General features: G+C 66.8%; 1 protein-coding gene. It reads left to right on the top strand.

Features of this window, described 5'->3' with window-relative positions:
- Positions 1–13: 13 nt before the first annotated feature.
- On the top strand, positions 14–558 hold a 545-nt coding region (locus tag I8J30_RS32695; protein ID WP_210664505.1), incomplete at its 3' end, for a helix-turn-helix domain-containing protein.

Here is a 558-nt window from a genome sequence, read left to right as displayed (position 1 = left end):
GGAGGGAGGTGACATGGACACGAAAGAAGTGGATTCGACGGGCGCCGTAAGTTGCACCGGGCGCGATGGCGGGGGAGCGACACTCGCGACAGCAGAATACGAGCGGGAGCCACACCCGTCAGGCAGCCTGCGCACGTTCGGCGCCTTCGTCCAGGCCCTGCGCGAGCACGCCGGCCTGAGCCGTGCCGACCTCGGTGAGCGGGTCAGCTACTCCAAACACACGGTGGAGTCGATCGAGCTGGGTCGCCGCATGCCGGACCAGACGTCCGTGGAACGCGCGGAGGAGGCCCTCGGCAACACCGGCGCACTACGCAAAGCCGCCCGCCACCTCACTCGAGGCGAGGCAGGCCTGGCGACATGGTTCCGCCGCTGGGCTCGGCTGGATCGAGAGGCAGTGAGCCTGTGCACGTACGAGTGCCGGCTGGTGCCGGAGCTGTTGCAGTCGAAGGCGTACGCGCGAGCGGTGTTCGAGGGCACGATCGCGCTGCGAGTCGACGAAGAGTTGGAAGCACTACTCATGGCTCGGATGGAACGGCAAGTGATCATCGTAGAGCACCT

The organism is Paenibacillus lignilyticus (assembly GCF_017942085.1).
GTDB classification, from domain to species: Bacteria; Bacillota; Bacilli; order Paenibacillales; family Paenibacillaceae; genus Paenibacillus_Z; species Paenibacillus_Z lignilyticus.
This window is presented reverse-complemented; position numbering and strand designations above follow the sequence as displayed.